The 18,360-nt window shown below is 56.9% G+C and carries 17 protein-coding genes; 9 read left to right on the top strand and 8 right to left on the bottom strand.

Going from position 1 to position 18,360, the window contains the following annotated elements; all coding sequences use genetic code 11:
* The 3 genes from OEU85_RS16255 to OEU85_RS16245 form a co-directional block, all read right to left on the bottom strand.
* Entirely contained in the window at positions 1-2,106 is a 2,106-nt protein-coding gene (locus OEU85_RS16255; protein WP_262692571.1) for a TonB-dependent receptor, read from the bottom strand.
* 186 nt (positions 2,107-2,292) lie between these two features.
* Positions 2,293-3,894, bottom strand: a complete 1,602-nt coding sequence (locus tag OEU85_RS16250) for a tannase/feruloyl esterase family alpha/beta hydrolase (protein ID WP_262692570.1) — start codon at positions 3,892-3,894, stop codon at positions 2,293-2,295.
* Between the two features lie 30 nt (positions 3,895-3,924).
* Positions 3,925-5,202: an MFS transporter gene (locus tag OEU85_RS16245; RefSeq protein ID WP_262692568.1), complete on the bottom strand. Its 1,278-nt coding sequence runs from the start codon at positions 5,200-5,202 to the stop codon at positions 3,925-3,927.
* Positions 5,203-5,586: 384 nt separating this feature from the next.
* Between OEU85_RS16245 and OEU85_RS16240 the strand changes: the two genes are divergently transcribed.
* Together OEU85_RS16240 and OEU85_RS16235 are read left to right on the top strand one after the other, a co-directional pair.
* Entirely contained in the window at positions 5,587-6,294 is a 708-nt protein-coding gene (locus OEU85_RS16240) for a ParA family protein (RefSeq protein WP_262692567.1), read from the top strand.
* Between the two features lie 14 nt (positions 6,295-6,308).
* Positions 6,309-6,659, top strand: coding sequence for a hypothetical protein (locus tag OEU85_RS16235; RefSeq protein WP_262692566.1), 351 nt, complete (start codon positions 6,309-6,311; stop codon positions 6,657-6,659).
* A 5-nt stretch (positions 6,660-6,664) separates the two neighbouring features.
* Here the strand turns inward: OEU85_RS16235 and OEU85_RS16230 are convergent, their stop codons facing one another.
* On the bottom strand, positions 6,665-7,684 hold the full coding sequence (locus tag OEU85_RS16230; RefSeq protein WP_262692564.1) for an SPOR domain-containing protein: 1,020 nt from the start codon (positions 7,682-7,684) through the stop codon (positions 6,665-6,667).
* A 138-nt stretch (positions 7,685-7,822) separates the two neighbouring features.
* Here OEU85_RS16230 and OEU85_RS16225 point away from each other — a divergent pair, with 138 nt between their 5' ends.
* The 3 genes from OEU85_RS16225 to OEU85_RS16215 all read left to right on the top strand — a co-directional run bounded on the left by OEU85_RS16225 (position 7,823) and on the right by OEU85_RS16215 (position 10,154).
* Positions 7,823-9,169, top strand: a complete 1,347-nt coding sequence (locus OEU85_RS16225; protein WP_262692563.1) for an SPOR domain-containing protein — start codon at positions 7,823-7,825, stop codon at positions 9,167-9,169.
* A gap of 149 nt (positions 9,170-9,318) precedes the next feature.
* Positions 9,319-9,726: an Hsp20 family protein gene (locus OEU85_RS16220; RefSeq protein ID WP_262692562.1), complete on the top strand. Its 408-nt coding sequence runs from the start codon at positions 9,319-9,321 to the stop codon at positions 9,724-9,726.
* Positions 9,727-9,734: 8 nt separating this feature from the next.
* Positions 9,735-10,154, top strand: a complete 420-nt coding sequence (locus OEU85_RS16215; RefSeq protein WP_262692561.1) for a secondary thiamine-phosphate synthase enzyme YjbQ — start codon at positions 9,735-9,737, stop codon at positions 10,152-10,154.
* Between the two features lie 54 nt (positions 10,155-10,208).
* Here the strand turns inward: OEU85_RS16215 and OEU85_RS16210 are convergent, their stop codons facing one another.
* Entirely contained in the window at positions 10,209-11,231 is a 1,023-nt protein-coding gene (locus tag OEU85_RS16210; RefSeq protein ID WP_262692560.1) for a DUF481 domain-containing protein, read from the bottom strand.
* A gap of 115 nt (positions 11,232-11,346) precedes the next feature.
* On the opposite strand from OEU85_RS16210, the gene OEU85_RS16205 reads away from it, so the two are divergent.
* On the top strand, positions 11,347-12,324 hold the full coding sequence (locus OEU85_RS16205; RefSeq protein ID WP_262692559.1) for an NAD-dependent epimerase/dehydratase family protein: 978 nt from the start codon (positions 11,347-11,349) through the stop codon (positions 12,322-12,324).
* Positions 12,325-12,469: 145 nt separating this feature from the next.
* Positions 12,470-14,332, top strand: coding sequence for a hypothetical protein (locus tag OEU85_RS16200; RefSeq protein ID WP_262692558.1), 1,863 nt, complete (start codon positions 12,470-12,472; stop codon positions 14,330-14,332).
* An 8-nt stretch (positions 14,333-14,340) separates the two neighbouring features.
* Here the strand turns inward: OEU85_RS16200 and OEU85_RS16195 are convergent, their stop codons facing one another.
* Together OEU85_RS16195 and OEU85_RS16190 are read right to left on the bottom strand one after the other, a co-directional pair.
* A complete protein-coding gene (locus OEU85_RS16195; protein WP_262692557.1) occupies positions 14,341-14,499 on the bottom strand; it encodes a DUF1674 domain-containing protein in 159 nt (52 codons plus the stop codon).
* Positions 14,496-15,401 carry a CPBP family intramembrane glutamic endopeptidase gene (locus tag OEU85_RS16190; protein ID WP_262692556.1) on the bottom strand — a complete coding sequence of 302 codons (906 nt, stop codon included), beginning with the start codon at positions 15,399-15,401 and terminating at the stop codon, positions 14,496-14,498. The genes OEU85_RS16195 and OEU85_RS16190 overlap by 4 nt, the downstream gene beginning before the upstream one ends.
* Before the next feature lie 153 nt (positions 15,402-15,554).
* Between OEU85_RS16190 and htpX the strand changes: the two genes are divergently transcribed.
* On the top strand, positions 15,555-16,502 hold the full coding sequence (htpX, locus tag OEU85_RS16185) for a zinc metalloprotease HtpX (RefSeq protein WP_394805441.1): 948 nt from the start codon (positions 15,555-15,557) through the stop codon (positions 16,500-16,502).
* 23 nt (positions 16,503-16,525) lie between these two features.
* On the opposite strand, the gene OEU85_RS16180 is transcribed toward htpX, so the two are convergent.
* Positions 16,526-17,512, bottom strand: a complete 987-nt coding sequence (locus OEU85_RS16180) for an adenosine kinase (RefSeq protein WP_262692554.1) — start codon at positions 17,510-17,512, stop codon at positions 16,526-16,528.
* Positions 17,513-17,679: 167 nt separating this feature from the next.
* On the opposite strand from OEU85_RS16180, the gene OEU85_RS16175 reads away from it, so the two are divergent.
* Positions 17,680-18,360, top strand: coding sequence for an EI24 domain-containing protein (locus OEU85_RS16175; RefSeq protein ID WP_262692553.1), 681 nt, complete (start codon positions 17,680-17,682; stop codon positions 18,358-18,360).

The following is an 18,360-nucleotide window of genomic DNA, read 5'->3' as shown; positions in this document are numbered from 1 at the left end:
TCAGAACCTCACCGTGGCGCGCACACCGATGCGACGCCGCTCGCCCTGCAGGCCGAGGTTCTGCGCCACAGCAGCAAGCCCCGCCCGCACTAGAAGCGATTGGTCGATATAGCTTTCCATATATTTGTCGTTAAAGAGATTACTGACAAAAGCGGCGACCTCAAATCTTTCCATCCGCCATGTGATGGAGCCGTTCACAAGATAATAAGTCTCCAGAAGGGGGGCTACATCCGGGTCAAGACTTGAACCCATCCGGCTGCCCTTGCCAACAAGACCGAGGTCAAATGCCAGCTCATTATCACCCACCGGCACGACATAATTCGTGCCAAGGCTGAAGTTCCAGTCCGGCGTGAAGATGATCCGGTCGCTTGGCAGGGCATAGCCTGTGGTATCTTCAAACTCGCTGCCATCCACAATACGGGCATGGAGGAGCGTGGCACTGGCATCGATGCGCCAGTTGCTGGTCAGCTGCCAGTGCATCTCCGCTTCCGCACCATAGCTGTGCACGGTGCCGCTGTTGAGGTTTACCGCCACATAGCCCGCCCCCGTGGTGCTGGGTGCCAGTGCGTTCTGGCCAATGAAGTGTTTATAATCATTATAAAACACTGCCGCATCGAGCGAGAAGCTCTTGTCCGCTGTGGTCAGTTTGGTGCCCAGTTCATAGGTCCAGACGCTGTCTCCACGATAGATGAGGTTTGGCGCACCCGGCCCGTTCTGACCGCCACCCCGCACACCGCGCGCAACCGACGCATAGGTCATAACGTCCTCGTTCCAGTTTTTCGTCAATGTTACCCGCGGCTGCACATCGTTCGCTTCATAAGCATCGGTGCTACCGGCGTTGGTCGCGTCGAGTTTCTGGTGGTCATAACGCAGACCCACGGCCAGATCGACGCTATCGCTGAGATCGATGAAGGCGGTGCCAAACACGGCCTGCGATTCGATCTCTGCAAAGCTTGCGCTTGGTACATCAAGCCCGGCGGGCACCACCGTGGTCACCCCCGACGCATCGGTGGTGGAGCGGCTGGTGAAAACACCGAGAAGGGTGGAGAAGCGGGCAGACCAGTTTGTGTCAAAGCGCAGTTCCCCTGTTTTGGTGACAAGCCTGGATTCCCCCGCGCTGCGGAAGAAATCCACCGGGCCATAATCACCGTCACCGACCGACTGCTGGTCCCGACGGTTATACGCCAGCACAGTTGTGATGATGGTGTCGATGCTTTCCACATCAAATTCACCCTTGAGGTTCACGCCCTTGTATTCATGCTCAGCGATATTGAGAACGTTCGATGCACCTTCAAGCGAATAGTCAGTCGGGCCCGCCACCCCAAGATAAGCGACATTGCCGCCCTTGACCTTATCGTAGCTGGCGTTAAGCGTGAATTCAGCCCATTCAGACGGCAGCAGGCGAATGGTTCCGTTCACTGTCTTCTGCGTCAGCGGGTTGCTATAACCACCGGCAAGCACGTTTTCCTGAAACCCGTCATGGTGATGATAGGCGGCACCAAGTCGTAGCTGCAGCACATCTTCCACAATCGGCCCGCTCACACTGGCGGACAAAGAGCGAAAGTCATCACTGTCGGCATACGCGCCATCCACCCGGCCTTCAAATTCATCGCCCGGCTTGCGTGTTATGACATTAATTGCGCCACCCAGAGTGTTGTTGCCAAACAACGTACCCTGCGGCCCGCGCAGCACCTCAACCCGCTCAACATCCACAAGTGGGCTGTTAAGATAGGAGGTGTTGGGCTGATAAATGCCGTCAATGAAGATACCAACACCCGGCTGCACGGTGTCAATGAGCGTGGTGCCCACACCGCGGATCGATACAAAGGCACGGCCCACGCTGTCGGAGTTGATATTGAGCCCCGGCACGTAAGCCGCGATATCCTTCACAGCATAGATCTGCTGTTCCTTGAGCTTGTCGCCCGTAATCGCACTGACCGCTATCGGCACATCCTTGAGCGACTCTTCCCGTTGGCGGGCGGTGACCACAATCTCTTCAAGCTGCGCTGTGTCTGTATCCGTGGTCGATTGCGCGGCGGCTGGCACTGACATCACAGCACCGATGCAGGTGCCTGCGAGCAGACACTGTTTCATAGTATGCGACATATACCCTTCCCCTTGGTATGTATGACTTCCCTGACACGGAAGACGCCTGCCGTGTCTCACCTTTGTCATATCAAACAGAAAACCTATCTGAAAGGTCTGTTTGAGGTGCAGCATGTGCATGCCCGCACGAACTGTTTACATTTTAGCTTTCAGCGAGGGCCAAGCCCTGATGCTCCCATGCTCACGCTAGGTGCGACAGTCAAAGTTTTCTGCGCTATTCATGTCACCTGAACCACGATAATGGGGATAAGATGGATATTTGCACAGCGGCGCTGTCATGATCACCGTGCCATCGTCTGCGTGCTTTTCAGCCGTGACATCCTGTCTGGTAGGTTTTCTGTTGTCTTCCACCCATTTGACCAAGCTGTCCATCAGTTCGGATTTGTCTGCCCCCGCACCCCCACGACAATGGCCAACTCCGGGGGAGAGAAACAGCGCAACCGTTTCTTCCGCCGTCGCTTCCCCCAGGCTTTTGCGCACGGCCTCATAATAGCCAACCGTATCGTTGGCACTGACGGACGTATCTGACACGCCGTTCCACACGATAAGCTTGCCGCCATAGTCAGCAAGGCGGGAAAGGTCGGGGTCATACGCCTGAAACAGGCTGCTGACCTGGCCAAGCGGCGCCTTCCAGTCGTCTACCTGCCAGGCCTCCACATCATAATCCGCGTCGCGGGTGATAAAGGAGCGGATAAAACCGGTTGAGAACGCCCCCTGTAACGAAGTGTTTCCAAGCATCAGTTGCGGCCAGATATATTCGCCCCATGCCTTGGTTTCAGCGGCACCGGCAACCGGATAGCCGCCATGGTGGATGCCGGTTTTCTCTGAACGAAATTCAGAGGTGATTATCTCAACAAGCGCGACTTGTTTTGCGCTGAGGCAATTCTCCCCACCCCCCGCTGCCGGGCAAGCCAGAGCCTTCACATCCACCTTGCATGCCTTGAGGTTTGAAACGATGCCGTCCTTTGCCCCATCAAGCGTGTCACATGCTTGCAGGACCGCGACGGACAGGGCTTCACGCTGCGTGTCTGAAAGCGCGCCCACGGCTTCCACCTGCTGCGAAATCTGGTGAAACTTGGCAAACAGCCCCATGATATTACCCGCAGGGGCCCGCGCGATAATACCATCAAAATCATAAGGGAAACGCTGCGCTTCCATCAGCGCATCATGCCCTCCCATAGAGCAGCCCTCGAAATAGCTGCGGGCAGGGCTTGTCCCATATACATTCTCGATCAGTTCTTTCGCCACCGGCAGGCTGCGATGCTCGGACAGATAGGTGAAATCCACAAGCTTCTGCCCGTCCAAGGCAAATTCGGCGTCAAAATAGCTGGTGGGTAGCGGCGCATCATGACCCCCATTAGTCATTACCGTGACATAGGGCTTGGCCTTGATCGATGGGCTGACATAATCGGGCACATCGGTCATCAGGCCGTCAAAACCGCCGCCACCGATATAAACCATACGCTGGTTCCAGCGGCCCAGGGGCAACCGTGCCTGAAACTTGAGGTCAGACGCCGTGAACGCGACCGTCACGACACAGTCAGCTGTGCCTGAGGAGGTGTTATCCGCGAGCGCCGCCGCCTGCACCATCGCGGTACCATAAGCAAGGTAACCGCCTTCCATGCTGCGGCACGCTACAGCATCAAACCCGACCGGCGCTGGGTCATTCGCGATGGCTGTCACGGTGCGAGGCAGGGGCGGCACATTCGCTGACGTCAGCAGGTATGCGGTGCCCGCAACGAGTGCTCCTAAAATTATGGTACTGCCAATAAGCTTGCTTTTTTTCATTGTGATGCCCTCCTTTGTCCATCCCCGGCTTCAACCGGCATTCCGCCATTTGACTGACAGGGCCAGAAGCCCGGCGGCGAGCATAGCGGCCGCCAGCGCCAGCATGCCACCAGCAAAACCACCAGTACTGTCCAGCAACGAACCGATGACCACCGGCCCCGCATAACCTCCCAGATTGCCAATGGAATTAATGAGCGCAATGCCCCCTGCCGCCGCTGTGCCGCTCAGAGCCTGTGTGGGCAGCGTCCAGAAGACAGGCAAACTGGCATAAATACCAACCGCACCCACTGTCAGCGCGATAAAATTCAGCATTGGGTCTGCGACAAAAATACTTATGGCAAAAGCCACAGCCGCGAGAAACGCAGGCATTGCCAGATGCAGGACGCGGTCGCCACCCTGGTCGGACCGGTTGCCCCACCAGTACAGCGCAACAGCGGCCAGCGCGTAGGGCACAATGGAGACAATACCAACCTCTATATTGCTGAGATTGCCAAGCGCCTTGATGATCTGGGGAGACCAGAAACTGAAACCGTAAAGGCCGACAACAAGACCAAAATATATCAAGGAGAAACGCCAGACGTTCAGGCTGAGCAGGCCAGCTTTCAATGAGGTATGCTGCGATGGTCCACGGTCTTTATCAAGCAGCCCCTCAAGGGTGGTTTTTTCACTGTCGCTCAGCCACGAAGCTGTCATTGGACGGTCCGGCAACACAAACAGCACAACGACACCCAACAGTGCCGCCGGGACACCTTCCAGCAGGAACATGGTTTGCCAGCCCGCGAAACCAAACATCGGTGTTTCCAGCAGCCATGTCGAAACCGGTGCGCCCAGCACGCTCGAAAGCGGGACCGCGATCAGGAAACCGCCGATCACCCGCCCGCGTACGGCGGAAGGGAACCAATAGGTGAGATAGTAGATCATACCGGGAAAAAACCCCGCCTCGGCGACACCGAGGAGGAACCGGATGATCCAGAAGCTGACAGGACCCTCGACAAATGCCGTAGCGGCCGACAGGATGCCCCAACTGAGCATGATGCGGGCGATCCAGCGCCGCGCGCCGACACGCTTGAGGATCAGGTTGCTTGGCACCTCGAAAAGGAAATAACCAATGAAAAAGATGCCGGCACCGAAGCCAAACGCACTGGCTGAAAGGCCTATATCGGCATTCATGGTGAGCGCCGCATAGCCAATATTTACCCGGTCCAGGAAGGACACAAAATACAGCAACGCCATAAACGGTATGAGATGTCGTGCGGCTTTCCGGACGACCGCTGTTTCTGCCGCTGAAAACGCGGACTGATGTAACATAGAGACCTTCCCTTCGGTCAAAACAAGCGTGGCAAGAGCGCAATTGCACTTGGCCAGCCCCTCCGACAACAGCCATAGCGGAATATCAACCTATCAGAAAGGTTCAAAACTCATTATGGCTTTGCTTTCACGCACGAAAACTTGACCTCCGCGCAAAATATGGCCGGTAGCCTTTGAAATAGCGCCTGAACACTCGCCTCCCGGCACCAAGAAAATCGCCCAGACATTGTCAGATGGAAGCGAAATATCGAATGCGATTAAATTTTATTCAATATTATCATATCATTAGAGGAAAAGTCTCCGCACTCCTTAAGGGGGTTTTTACGCCTGCTGTGCCACTTTGGGTGCTGAAATACTCCCGATCAGGCAATTTGGAGACAAGAGATGCGCATTATCGCCGTCACGTCACAAAAGGGGGGGTCAGGCAAAACCACCCTTACGGGCCACCTTGGTGTGGCTGCAGAACTCGCCGGCGCAGGCCCCGTCGCGCTTATTGATACAGACCCGCAGGGCAGCTTGTCCGACTGGTGGGCAGAACGCCAGCAAGGCGGGCCTTCCTTTGCCCGCGTGAATATTGGTGCCTTGGCACAGGACCTGCTGATGCTCAAGGAACGTGGCATCAAGTTGGTATTTATCGACACGCCACCCGCCATTACCCGCTCTATACAGGCAGTGATCCAAAAATCAGACCTTGTCATCATCCCGACACGGCCAAGCCCGCATGATCTACGTGCCGCGGGCGCCACTGTGGATCTTGTTGAACGGGCGGAAAAACCGCTGGTATTTGTTGTCAACGGCGCAACAGCGCGGGCGCGGCTCACAGGTGAAGCCGCGATTGCCTTGTCCCAACACGGCACCGTCGCTCCAACCATCATTCATAACCGGCAAGACTTTGCCGCTAGCATGATTGACGGGCGCACCGTGATGGAAGCGGCCGCGGGCGGCAGGTCAGCGGAAGAGGTTGATGCGCTATGGGCCTATATAGACGACCGCATCAAGCGCCTGCCGGTAAAAGCGAGCTTCAAGGCCGCACCGCTGCAGCGCGGTGCGTTCGGCACCCGTACTGTTGCCGCAAGCCATCAACAGTTCTGAGGAAAGGGAAAATAATGAGCATGGCATCGCTCAGCGCATCACTACTGACACGCAGCAGACCAGAACGCACCCCCCATGGCGGAAGGCACAAAACCACAGGCAAACGAAACGGTGAGCTGTTTCTCGTGCCGGCTAAAACCGCCCCGACACCGCCGCCAAAGCCCGTCACAGCGCTTCCCGCTAATACTGCGAATAAACCCGAACGACAGCAGAAGACCCTCAGGCTGGCGAGAGAAAAGCACCGGGCGCTCAGGGCGCTTGCAAAACAAAGAGGGGTGAGCCAGCAATCATTGATGGAGGACGCTGTTGTCAAGATGCTGGAAGAAGAAGCTGTCAAGTCCGCCGCTGGCGAGCCGCGCCACTAAACCTGTTATTCCTCGCGCGGGGGTTTGGCAAAACAGTCATGCCCAACCCGTTTGAGCGCGACACAGTGTCGGACAGCGTCCTGCATGCTCCCAACAGGGCCAAAGACAAGTCGATACAAGCCTTCCCGATTCGTATTCTCAATCACTTCCGAAAACATATCTTTCACGTCTGCCTTCGGGTCGGCGATAATTTTGGCCTGCAGTTTCTTGATCTCCTCCTGGCTCATGGCAAAGCCAACCTCAAGATGCCATACGTCATCCCAGTTTTCCGGTTTCTCTTGTTTGCCCTTGGCTTCTTCATACCCCTTGATAATGGTGTCCGCGTCGTCAGTCACCAACTCAAGGGCAAGTGGTGTGTCGTCAAAACCTTCGAGCGCCATATTGTCTGCGAAAGCGGCCGCCTTGGCGCGGGCATCAAGGCTTAGCTGCTCCCGCATTGCGGGTTCTGCCTCGATGGCGGGTGCATACTCAAACTGGGTCGCTTTTGTCACAAGGCCGTACCCACGAACCGGGTCAGGCAGCACGCCGCCTTCCCCGTTCCAGTACACCATGCCCAGCAAATACATCGCCTCAGGCTCCCCCCTCAGGGCATATTTCTGCCAGATCTCCATGGCCTCCTTGTATTCCGCCTCGGTATCCTGGCCTTCAAAAAACAGGATGTTCGCAAGGCTAAGCGCGGCGCGGCGATGGCCCAGACGGGCAGCAAAACGGTAATACATAAGCGCTACATCTTCCGATGACTCCTTGCCTGCCCCGAGCCGGTTGATTTCAGCAAGGTGGAAAAACGCGTCCGGGTTCCCCAGCTCCCCCAATCGCCTCAAGGTCTCAGCTCCGGCCTCAACATTGCCCTCCCGGACCAGCGCAAGCGCGTCTTCGATCTCTGAATCTGCCATGGTTGGGCCACTAAAAACCGTGGGGGTGCGTTCGGGAATTTCTTCCTCGTCTTCCTGTTGCGCAGCAACGGGAACTGCCATCAATGCCGCCAACAGAGGCAGCATCACTGTTTTATGGAACACATCAATCATGGCCGAAGCCTCAAATTTTAAGCAACTTTACTGAAATTACAGCTAAAAGCCGGAAGGTCAATTAAAGCTTCTTTCATGTGTCTTCGCTAGGCTGCAGCTTGATAAATCAGGCAACCCACGCTGAAAAGCGAGACAGTTATGAAGACTTCCAACACCGCCAGGCGGCTGCTCCTGGGCTGTGCAATGCTCAGCATTGCCGCCTGCAACGGGCAAAATGAACCTGCCATCAAGGCTGCAACCCCCGTCAACGCGGGCGCGCAAACCGGCGGAATCCTTGTGATCGCCGACGACCTCGCCGCAAAGGGGGACCACAGCGCCGCCATTCCCCTTTATCGCCATCAGGCAACGGCGACAGGGTCGCCAACGGCGACGACGGGGCTTGCGCGCAGCCTTGCCGCGCTTGGTAAATATGATGAGGCGGAAAATATCCTCGAAGGCCTCGCCCTGCGTTCCGGGCTGTCTGGCGAAGGTTGGTACGTCCTTGGCAAAAGCCGTATCGCGCTTGGCAAGTTCGACACCGCCCTTCTGGCATTCGACAGCGCCGCCACCACCATGCCTTCGGACCCAGGTGTCATATCGGCACGGGGTATCACACTGGCAGCCCTTGGCCGCACCGGTGACGCTATCGCCGCTTTCCGGCACACCGCCGACCCGGGAAGCCTGTCCAATCTCGCGCTTATTTTTGCCATGACCGGAAACGCCGCCGCCGCCGTCAACATCCTTGAGCCTCTTGCCCTCAACGGCAAGGTGTCCGCACAGGGCCGCCAGAACCTCGCCATGGCATATCTGCTGGCGGGCCGGGAAACCGACGCCTATCAGATGGCGCGGCTGGATCTTGATCCAGCAAGCGTGGGGGAAACTTTTACCTTTTATCGGTCGCTCACCAGCCTGCCAGTTGACCGCCGCATGCAGGCGCTGACAACGGGCATCGTGGAGCCAGACTGGACAAACGCCGAGGCTGGCAACCTTGTGTTGGCCGAAAAACCGAATGCAGAGGAAGCAGCAAAACGCATCGCCGCCCGGCCCGTGCTGGCAAAAGTCCCCGCACCCGTCAAGCAGGAGCCGGTGAAACAAGAGGCAAAAACGGATATTGATGTCGCGAACTATGAGCTGACAGAAATACCGCCTCTTGTGGAGCCTAATGGCTGGGCATTGCAGATCGGGGCTTACCGTACAACCAAGGCGCTGATGCGCGGCTGGACTATCCTTTACCGCGCCAATGTGGATCTGTTGACTGACATCCCGCCCCGGCGTTCGGAAGTGGACTTCGGGAACACTGAGGGCAAACCAAAAGGCTTCTACTACCGACTGAACGCGGGTCCGCTTAAAAGCCTTGGCGCAGCGCGGACGCTATGTCAGGCGCTGAAGGCCCGCGGCACTGAATGCTGGATACGCCCGCCGGAGAAAAGCGAAGGACGGCTGCCCGACAGTGCCAGGAAGCCCGCCTCAGGCAGCGCAGTCACCACCGCCAGCGTGATGGAATAGGCGTTCATACGAATTATACTTGAAGTATGTGCCGCAGACTCCCAAACTCTGGAGTGTTGGCGGCTCACGCATGAGCGCGTCACGACCACCGCTCTGGTCGCCCATCCGGGGGCCTCGCGGTGTGGGTTCGCTTTTTCAAGGAGGCCGCCATGTCGCGCATGTCTATTTTCAACAGCCCGTTTCTTCTCGGCTTCGACCAACTTGAGGATGTCCTCGACAAGGTTGCCAAAAACGCCGGGGACGGTTATCCGCCCTATAATATCGAACATATTGGCGATAACGCCATACGCATCTCCCTGGCGGTCGCGGGCTTCACGCGCGAAGACCTCGACCTCGCGCTTGAAGGCAGCCAAATGATCATCCGCGGCAAACAGCGCGAAGACAGTGGCGAGAAAGCATACCTGCACCGGGGAATCGCGGCGCGGCAATTTGTGCGTAAATTTGTGCTGGCCGACGGGATGGAAGTCTCAGACGCCTTTATGGAAAACGGCTTGCTGCATATCGATCTGGAGCGCCCCGAAGCGCAGGAAATGGTACGCACTGTACCCATTCGCTAGAGGACTGCATGCGACAAGCCACAACCACACTGTGCGTCGAAACCAAAGGCATTGGCCTTTATGAATTTACCCATGAGGTGGCTGGCTGGGTACAATCCAGCGGCATTACCGAAGGCTTGCTCACGCTTTTTATCCGGCACACCAGCGCTTCGCTGGCCGTGCAGGAAAATGCCGACCCCGATGTACGGAAAGACCTGGCCGATGCGTTTGACCGCATGGCGCCCATGACGCGCGGCCTGTATCGCCATAGCGCGGAGGGGCCGGATGACATGCCCGCCCATATCAAGGCTGCACTCAGCGACGTATCATTGTCCATACCGGTGCTCAACCGCCAGCCTGTGTTTGGGACATGGCAGGGCGTTTATGTGTTTGAACACCGCACCAGCGCCCAGGAGCGGCACGTGGTTTGCCATCTGGCGGGGGCATGAAAAAGCCCGCGCCAAACGCGGGCTCATGATGGGTCATGCGATCGCCGGAGCGCCCTAGAAGTCATATACCAGCGTTGCCCGCGTGGCGGTATCCCAGGCGGCGGTACCAATTGGCGCAAGTGAATCATATTTCACCTCAAACGATACCCGTGCCTGCATGTGCGAATTGATCCGTGCCGAGAACTGCGCCCAGTTCTCAAGTGTGGTTGACTGCGCGCCAAAGATGGCAGACGCCCGATCCTTGAATGTCAGATTGTCGGTCAACTTCAGTTCATAAGTACTGGAGACCCTGCCAAGGAACTCTTTTTCAGTGTGCGCGGGCACGACCATGCCGTCCTGCAGGGTTTCCTCGACACCGCTGATCCGAATACCAGGGCCCGCCTCAATACGCAGGCTTTGGTTGGCGGAGCGAAAAATCTCGGTACCCACTGCCAGGTTTTCCACTACCCGATAATCATAACCGGAAAATTTATCCAGCTCGAGCTCGGTGAAGTTGAGAAGGAATATATCCGTCCACGGCTTCCACATCACCTCATACTGCCCCACGAAGCGCTGCCGCGTGGTAGCACCTTCAGAGCGCGCGAGATCAAACTTGAGATTCAGTGAGTGGTTCCACTTGGGACCAAAAGCACGCTCAAAACTCAACGCCGCAGAGACACCTTGCTCATCCGTGTCACCTGAGCTGCTGCTTCCGCCAAGCTGCGCCTGTCCCTGCCAAAGCTCCGGGTCAAGGTAATACATGATCCCCCGGGCACGAGACGCTGCTTCCGCTGCTTCCTCTGCTTTTTTTGCAGCAACCAGCTCGTCAAGATAAGCTTGGCTCATCCAGGTTTCACTAATGGTTTTTGCCGATCTCAGAATCTGGATGCGGTTTTTCGGCCAGGTATCAAGCGCTGTTTTCAGCAAGGTGTCGAATGTGGCCTTGTCATTTGCAACGGACGCTGTCTTCAGCATGGCTACCACGCCTGCCGTTGCGTCCGACGCATAGGCAGGTGCGGAGGAGAGCACCGAGATCATCAGTAAAGATGCTACTATTTTTTGTGTCTTCACATTGCCAAAAAGCCGCATGAACGTCATATTCCTTGCCAGACGGGATTAAATTTGCCTGTGACTTAACGTCAGTTCCAAAAAAACTCAAGCGCTGAGCCAAAAAACAGGCATAAATTCAAGCGATAGAACCGGGGACGAAAACATGCCATCCGCTTTTGTGACCGGCGCCACCGGGTTTCTGGGGCGTCATCTGATCGATGTGTTAACCGAACAAGGGTGGACCATACACATTTTGGCGCGCGACCGAAAGGCTGCCGAGGCATTGTTTGGCGACCGGGTGCGGTATATCGAAGGCAAGCTTTCGCAGCCCACCGCCTATGCCCACCAGGTGCCGGAGGATCTGGACGCCTTGTTCCATATCGCCGCGAACACCAGCACATGGAAGGCTGATGCCGCCAGCCAGTATCTGGTGAATGTCGAGGGGACAGCAGCCCTTTTGCAACTGGCTACCGACAAAGATGTCGGACGTTTTATCCATGTCTCCAGTACAAGTGTGTACGGCATCCACCATACGCCCGTGACAGAGGAGACCGAAAAGCTGGGGTCAACGAGCTGGGTTTCCTACGTCAACACCAAAACCTTTGCGGAACGCAAGGTTAAGGAGGCCACATGGCGCGGCATGGATGCTGTCATCGTCAACCCGACCCATATCATAGGCCGCTACGACAGCCGCAACTGGGCGCGGCTTATCCTGCGCCACGCCAAGGGAAGTCTGCCCGGCACCCCACCTGGCGCCGGCAACTTCGCCAACGCCCGGGCCGTTGCGGAAGCTTTGCTTGCTGCCTTTGAAAAAGGAAAAACAGGCGAAAATTATATCCTGGGCGGCCCCTACGCCAGCATGTATGATTTTCTTGCGCTGGCATCTGACAAACTTGGCCTGCCGGAACCCAAACACCCGACATCGGCGTTTTTCCTGAAACTGGCCGCAGGCGTCCTAAGCCTTCGCGCGGCTTTCAGTGGCAAAAGACCCATGGTAACGCCGGAAGAAGCATATTTTGCCTCTGAAGTGGTTGATGCCAAAAGCGACAAGGCCGTCAAGGATCTTGGCTACCGCATCGTGCCGCTTGAACAGTCGGTCGATGAATGCATTGCCTATCTCAAGGAAGAAAAGCTGCTTTAACCAACTGAGAAGGTTTTGCGGCGTACCTGCAGGATGCAGAAACGGACGATTCAGGTCGGGATACAGGGCCAATGTTGACTGCCCCCTGAATTTGGTTGACCATGAGCGCGCGATTGGTGCGGATTAGCGGGAAGAGGAGAATTGAGTGTCCCTAGGCCAGAGCGTCCATTTTGAGATTATGGGGCGGCGCGGCACCCGCTGGACAATTCTTGAAGTCGTCAACGACAGAAAATTTGCCGTAGAGAAAGCAGAGGAACTATGGGGTTCCAAGCGTTTCACTGGCATCAGGGTTCTCAAGGAAAGCTACGACAAGGTCAATCAGGAGTTTGCCTCGGTGGAGATCTACTCCCGGGGGGCCAGCCGAAAAACATCCAAATATGATCAGACCGGCACCATTTCACCGTGCCTGACACCGGACGACCTCTATAGCGCCGATGGCCGCCGCGCCATCTGGGAGTTGCTCGGCAATACGCTCGGGGACTGGATGATCACCCCCACCGAACTGCTGCACAGCCTCGACCATTATTATAAGCTCTATAATGCTGGCACTAAGCTACAGAACGCCGTGCAGCGGACCGCCGTGTCCTATGAAAATGATCAAAGCTCCATTCAGGAACGCATGCGCAAGATCACCAAGGTGATCGATACGTCGGTCGAAATCATGAAGGCCAACAAGGAAAAAACGCCCTCGCTTGAAGTGGGGAGGCTCAAGCCGGTGATTGAGGTGCTGCAGGATCGCTCCAACAAACGCTTTCTGTTGATCGCAGCCATCACCGACTATCTGCAACCGGCTGTCACCCTGTCCGACAAGGTCGGGCGGCTTATTGCGATGCTCAGCGGCGGGCGCCCGGCATGGGTGCTGGAAATCCTTGACCAGATGATCGCCGAGATGTTCCTCCACCCCAGTATTTTGGGGCAGATCCTCGATGAACCCGAAGACCGCAGCCGTTTCATGATCTGGCTTTCCTATCTGCAGGCGGGCCGCCTCAACATGATGGGCGAAAACGAACGGTCCCCGGTTTTCTCCGACGAAATATTGCGCCTGAACGGTTTCCTGTCCGAAGGCCAGATGCCGCAGGTTGCCCGCGCCCTGTTCGGTCGGCTCAAGATCGAAATAGACGCTGCCAAACCCATTTGCCCTGGCGGACTGGTTGACCAGCTGAAGGGCATCGACCTACTGAAGCACGCGATTGACGAACTGCAAGACGACGTGGGCATGCAAGAAAGCCTTGAAGAGGCGCTGGCCTCGCGGGCCGGGCGGCTGCTTAACAGCCAGGCCGTTGGTGAAATGCTGTATGAAACCAGAAACCCCATCGACCAGATCAACGCGCTTCTTGACCTTGAGAAATTTACCATCGGCCACAGCAACAAACGCATGGTAGCCAACTTCATGCTGCCTGTACTGACCCGACCCGAATACGAATCGATATTTGTCGGCCTCGACAGCAACCAGCCCATGCAACGCATGCACGATCTCGTGCTTTTGCAAAAACGCATCATGGAAGCCGACCTGACAGAAATGCACCGGCGCAAGATTGCCGAAAAACTGGATGCTTTCTGCCGCGCCATCCTCGACAATACGCAGATATTGAAAAAACTTCATAACCTGAACATCAGCCTGCAGGACAAGGCGAAAAAAATCCTGTCATTGATGGCAGATAATTATTTCACCGCAGGGGATTGCCGCAACCGTGCCGACCATCAGGTCCGCATCTATATGAAACAACCGGGGTTCACCGAAGGGCTGATCAAGGGCATGGCGCGTGCGGAAGCGGAGAAGGAGCTCAAGGAGTTCCGGGACCTGCTGGACCGCGCAGGTTTCATACAGTCCGCGCAGGCGGTAAAAGCGGCTGAAGAGCATCCGGCTGAAAGCGATGCGGAAGCGGACAAAGATGATGCCGCGGACACCCCAGAGGCGGGCGATCCGATAAGCTCGGCGGGCTCGGAGCGATCAGGGCAACAGAATACCCCCGATAAGGACGACGGGACCAAGGGCGGCGGGAACTAGGTCTCGCGTCAGAAGTCTGAAATGATACCGTTTTTTTCCCAGTCGCCATAGCGCGTGGGTTCCGGGCCAGCCCGGCCACCGATTTCTTTGGGCTGCGGCTTTACCTTGGCTTTCTCGTTAACAGGTTGCGCGCCTGCGCCCTTTTCATCTGTCTTTCTTCCACTCATGCTTCCACCTTCCTCTCGCCCGGGCCTGCACAAAAGCCTTCCTTGTGCGCACGGCGCCAGACATATAGGGCAAAGGCAGCCACGACAAGCGGCAGAATAAATCCAAACTCCCCGGCAAAGCGCCAAGTGTCGTCATATTTGATCGTCATGCGGTCAAGCAAGCTGAGGATGAAAATATTATGGGCTGCGTGCATCACGGCCGCCGTCCACAGGCTGCCGGAAACGAGCCGCAGGTAACTCATGATAAAGGAAATGCCGACACACAGCAGCGCAAAGTTCGCGACCTGCAGCCCCATATCGCCTGGCCCCGCATTATATTTGGTGAAAAGGATGATCGGCAGATGCCACGCCGCCCACATCAGGCCAGTCAGCAGCGACGCGAACGGGAAAGACATATAGCGCATCAAGGCAGGCGTCAGGAACCCGCGCCAGCCGATCTCCTCACCCAGAGCCGACGCCAGGTGCCATGTCATCCCCACCACAGCGAAGATGAAAATGGCCATCATCAGCGTTGCCGTCTCCGACCAGCCGACAAGGCCAAGGTGATAGCCCGCTTCTTCGATGAATTTTGTGTCCAGCACACCGCCAAGGCCGCCACCCCAAAGGATGCCATAGGCGATCAGCCCATATACAAGCGGCAGCAGATAGGCGGATAGCTGCCAGCGTGAGCGGCCCCAACTCCACCCAAGGCTGCCAACGCCAATGCCCGAAAGTTTGCAGGCGACCAGCGCCCCGATGCCCGGCGTCCACATCAGCATGACCATATAATGGCGCTTGAGGCCAATATCGATCACCAGCTTGGATGCCAAGAGTGACAGTATTGCTGTCACGAGGACAAAAATCACCAGCGCTTTTGTTACCGCCTGCCGGGGCAGGTTTTCCAGTTGGCCTTCTTTTGACATGGTCCCGTCTTCAGTTCTGTTATTCTTGCCCTTCAAACACGCTCGGCATAAATCACCTGACATGCATGGAGACTTGAAGCCATGCCCCACGCTGCCCAAATATAATGTAATACGCAAGTCAAACGCGACCAACCGACAGATGAGTGAGCTATGATGAGTTATGCCCGCACCGCCCTTTTGATGGCCGCCATGACGGCGCTGTTTCTTGTTTTTGGCCTGATGCTTGGCGGACAGACCGGCATGTTGATCGCGCTGGTGATTGCCGCGGGCATGAATATGTTCGCCTACTGGAATGCGGATAAAATGGTGCTGCGCATGCACGGTGCGCGCGCGGTAGACGAACGTGAAGCGCCCGAACTTTACGGCATTGTGCGCCGACTTGCGCGCAGGGCTGACCTGCCGATGCCCAAAGTCTATATCATCGACAGCAACCAGCCCAACGCCTTTGCAACCGGCCGCAACCCAGAGAACGCCGCTGTGGCTGCCACCACCGGCCTGCTGCGTATCCTGAACCACGACGAAGTAACCGGCGTGATGGCGCACGAGCTGGCACACGTGAAAAACCGCGACACCCTGACCATGACCATCACCGCCACCATTGCAGGTGCCATCTCCATGCTGGCTAACTTCGCGCTGTTTTTCGGCGGCAACCGCAATAACCCACTGGGTATTTTTGGCACAATCCTCATGATGATTCTGGCCCCCATGGCCGCCATGCTGGTGCAGATGGCTATCTCACGCACGCGGGAATATGCCGCCGACAGGGAGGGGGCCGCCATCTCCGGCCAGCCGCTGGCGCTGGCCAGTGCGTTGGCGCGTCTGCATCAGGGTGCGGCCATGAACGTCAACGACCGCGCGGAACAGAACCCCGCCACGGCGCATATGTTTATTGTAAACCCGCTAAGCGGCCGTTCGTTTGATAGTCTTTTTTCGACCCACCCCCGCATGGAAGAGCGCATCTCCCGGCTTGAAGCGATGGCCGCCTCCGGTGATTACACACCTGTATCAAGGTCCGCCACGCGGCGCGCGCAATCAGGCAGCGTGCCTCACACCGGGCCGGGCGAGGCAAAAAAAAGCCCCAGGAAAGGTCCCTGGGGCTGATATCTCGGTCTTTGTGGCCATGCCTAGAGGCCCAGCTCCTCCGCCGCCATTTTTTTAAGGTTCACTTCCGGCCTTGCACCAAGGTGGGAAATGACTTCCGAAGCCGCAAGCCCGCCAAGGCGTGCACAGTCTTCAAGGCTTTTGCCCGATGTGTAGCCGTGCAGGAAGCCTGCCGCATACAGGTCGCCAGCGCCGGTGGTATCAATCAGCGCAGTCGGATGCGCGGGCACGGCCACCATCTCGTCCCTGCTGAGCACTACCGAGCCTTTCTCCGAACGTGTGATCGCCGCCAGCTTTACATGCGGGCGCAGGCGCGCGACCGCTTCCTCAAACGTATCCACCTCATAAAGCGATTTGATCTCCGCCTCGTTGGCAAACAGGATATCAACGCGGCCCTCAACAAGGTCAACAAACTCGGACCGGAAGCGGTCAACGCAGAAGCTGTCGGACAGGGTCAGCGATACCAGCTTGCCGTGTTTGTGCGCCACGTCCATGGCCTTCAGCACAGCTTCCTTCTGGTTGTCACGATCCCACATATAGCCTTCGATATAGGTCACGTCGGCGCACGCAACGATATCCTCGTCAATATCCGCAAGCGCCAGCTCGCCACAAGCGCCAAGATAGGTGCTCATGGTGCGCTGCGCGTCCGGCGTGACAAGGATCATGCTGGTGGCCGTGGGTGCACCCTCACTGGCGCGCGGTGTTTGATAGTGCACACCGATGGCGCGGATATCATGGCTGAAAACAGCCCCCAACTGGTCATTATGGACCTTGCCCATATAGGCGGCCTTACCACCAAGCGATGCGATGCCCGCAGCCGTGTTCCCGGCGGAGCCGCCCGAGCGTTCCACGGCTGGCGGCATGGCGTCATAAATACGCGCCGAGGTCTCCGCATCCACCAACATCATCGAGCCCTTCACGCGCTCATGGTCAGTGAGGAACTCTTCTTCCACACGGGCCACGATATCCACAATTGCATTGCCAATGCACAGCACCTGAAAATCGCTCAAATCCCTGTCTCCTGAGTTGGGCACCGCGCCAGGGCGGCAAATCATAGCGTCTCGCGCACCATAGAAAAGCCATACCGTATTGCAAGCTTTGATCGCCCTTCCTATGTTTTAGGGAATAAAAAGCCGTCCGCAAGCGACGGAAACCATGAAAGCGCGAGGAAACAGCAATGATAGGGCAGGCCCTTAACCGAACTTGGCAACAACTCTTACACCCAAAATTCCGCAGTGTGTTTTTCACCGGGGTGTTTGTCGCCCTCGCCACGCTTGGGCTGCTTTTGTATCTGCTGCACATCTATTGGCCACAGGACCTTTCCTTTGGCTACAGCTGGCTTGAATGGCTGGACGAGGCTGGCTTCCTGGCGGTCGCCACCGTTGGCAGCTATGTGCTGTTCCCGGCCATTTCCACGACCGTCATGGGGTTTTTCACTGACGGCATCGCCATGGCGGTGGAGGAAGAGTATTACCCACACCGGCTGGGCACTCGCAAAGTTTCGGGGCTTGAGGTGGTGCTGGGTTCGCTGAAACTGATGTTCCTTGTCATCTTGATCAACCTCATTGCGCTGGTCCCCTATATCCTGCTGCTGTTCACTGTTGGCGGCACCTTCCTGTTGTTTGTGGCGGTCAACGGCATCCTGCTGGGCCGCGAATATTTCGAGATGGTTGCCATCCGGCATATGGACGCGCGCGAGGTCCGGCGTTTCCGCAAACGCTTCAGCGGCAAAATTTTTATTGGCGGCGCGATGATCGCGGTCTTGTTTGCCATCCCGTTCGTGAATATTCTGGCACCCATCATCGGCACGGCGATGATGACCCATATCTACCATAATCTGGCAAGTGGCCGTGCGTGA

The sequence above is a fragment of the Kordiimonas aestuarii genome, assembly GCF_025574465.1.
GTDB classification, from domain to species: domain Bacteria; phylum Pseudomonadota; class Alphaproteobacteria; order Sphingomonadales; family Kordiimonadaceae; genus Kordiimonas; species Kordiimonas aestuarii.
The sequence above is the reverse complement of the archived record's forward strand: the minus strand, read 5'-3'. Positions and strand labels throughout refer to the sequence as shown.